We start from the raw sequence: 1,797 nt of genomic DNA, 5'->3' as shown, positions 1-1,797 counted from the left end.
GATATTCCACACCGACTACCGGCGGCCACTGCGCACCTTCCGAGATGCCTTCAACGCCGTCCGCGGACTCATCTTTTTCACTCGGCAAAAAACCAATTTGGCATAAGCCTCAAGCCACCAGGCTCTGAGCCAAGAGCAGCCGATCCAGCCGGGTCTGCGCCCGACCGATCGCCTCCCGGAAGCTGATCTCGCCAGCCGCGAGACCATAGTCGAGCGCGAGCCCGGTATCGGTCTCGTGTATATCGACGTATCGAGCGATCACATCCAGACACGAGCCGTCGAATCCGTTCTTCTCCAGACGCACATGAAGGGCATCAGGGCTGCGATCGAGTTCGAGAGCCGCGCCCTCCACAACTATACGCATCAGTCAGTCACTCACTCTTAGGTCCGAATCTGAAGACGGTCACCATTGCCGATCCCGAACGACGAGATGACGTCGTAGCCGCTCACGGCAATGGCTTTGTCATCGAGCGCCAACGAGAACCCCTCGGGCAGCGCCATTCCCCTCGCTGCACAGCCCTCCCGGATCAGCTGCGTCAGCCGATCGAACGTGACTTCGCCGGGTACCAGCAGGTCGATGAGCCTACCTGCGTGCTCCAGGGTGACTTCGATCACAACGGTGCCCGCTTTCTTCTCGCCCAGAACCTCCCCAGCAGCACGCCCACCACCAGCACCACCGGCACCGCCACCGCAACTACGACGCCGTACGATGCGGGAGACGCTTCGCTTTCTTCCTGGGTCACCTTGAGCGCATCCCGCGACGAATAATCACCGAACAGTGCCGCCCGGACCTGTTGATAGTCCACGCTGGTCTTCACGCGCCCGAAGTCCAGGGTGGTGGCGACCGTCAGCCGCTCAGCCGCCGCCTCTTGCTCCTGCTGCGCCCTGGCAGAAACATCCGCGGAGAACAAGTCCCCACGAATTCTGAACTCTCCGGAGGAAGCGGTGCCCACCGACTCGTCAACGAGAACATTCGTGTCAAGGTCCAGCCGCCCCTCACCGTCGTCATCGATGGCGAACGCGACAGTAGGTGCGCTTACCGTCAGCACGACAGCAAGCGCACCTACACACAACCCTTTCGCGAGGAGGGAGCGCCGTGCCGAGTCTTCTGTGCGCGGGGAGCTACTAAAAGCCGAAGCTCTGCGCATCCTGCGCGTCACGCTCAGCGATGGTGTCCGCGTACTTGTTCAACTGCTCGTTGATGTTGACCAGCAGCTCCTCGAACTTCTTTACGCTCTCGGAAAGCTGGTTGTACTGCTCGAGATACGCCTGGAATGCCTGACCCTTCCACTGCTCAGCAATGGTCGAGTTCATCTGGTTCACCTTCTGAATGGCCTGCTCGATCTCTTCCTTCGAGCGGGTGTAAACCTGAGCCTGCTGCTTCAGTTCTTCCGGCGTAACACTGATCTGAGCCATGAAACGTTCCTTTCCTGATACTGCTCGGCACACTAGCATGCCGCCAGCACAGGATAAGGAGCCCCGAGAGTCAGCATCGTCGCCAAGGCGCAAAGCGAAACGCCGTTGGCGCAGATCAAAGAGGACGCGATGTCCCGAAGAACGTGATCGTGAACGAACGAAACTGGCTTGTGCGCGCTATCCTTGCACCCTCGACGAAGATCAGCTGACCTCGGTGTGTGCAGAACTCAACCTGCATTCTGTATAAGCCTCGATGAGCGACAACTTCATGCGGGACTCAATGAGGCTTATGCAAAATACGATTGATCGAGATGGATTTGCGCGTGTCGGTCACGAATAACACCGGCTAATCCGCTTTGATTGAAGAGCAGCCTCTAACAG

At 58.8% G+C, this 1,797-nt stretch carries 4 protein-coding genes; all 4 read right to left on the bottom strand.

Features of this window, described 5'->3' with window-relative positions; translation table 11 throughout:
• Positions 1-109: 109 nt before the first annotated feature.
• Entirely contained in the window at positions 110-352 is a 243-nt protein-coding gene (locus tag C5D07_RS06880) for a hypothetical protein (RefSeq protein WP_104259004.1), read from the bottom strand.
• 29 nt (positions 353-381) lie between these two features.
• Positions 382-615: an EsaB/YukD family protein gene (locus C5D07_RS06875; protein WP_104259003.1), complete on the bottom strand. Its 234-nt coding sequence runs from the start codon at positions 613-615 to the stop codon at positions 382-384.
• Complete coding sequence (locus C5D07_RS06870) at positions 612-1,049, bottom strand: hypothetical protein (RefSeq protein ID WP_104259002.1); 438 nt, start codon at positions 1,047-1,049, stop codon at positions 612-614. Before C5D07_RS06870 ends, C5D07_RS06875 begins: the two co-directional genes overlap by 4 nt.
• Before the next feature lie 76 nt (positions 1,050-1,125).
• Positions 1,126-1,416, bottom strand: coding sequence for a WXG100 family type VII secretion target (locus C5D07_RS06865; protein WP_097168067.1), 291 nt, complete (start codon positions 1,414-1,416; stop codon positions 1,126-1,128).
• Between the last annotated feature and the right edge of the window lie 381 nt (positions 1,417-1,797).

This window comes from Rathayibacter tritici, from assembly GCF_002932875.1.
Classification (GTDB): Bacteria; Actinomycetota; Actinomycetes; order Actinomycetales; family Microbacteriaceae; genus Rathayibacter; species Rathayibacter tritici.
This window is presented reverse-complemented; position numbering and strand designations above follow the sequence as displayed.

Coding starts and splice junctions, on each gene's coding strand:
- C5D07_RS06865 (WP_097168067.1), bottom strand. CDS start 1,416: ATGGCTCAGATCAGTGTTACGCCGGAAGAACTGAAGCAGCAGGCTCAG.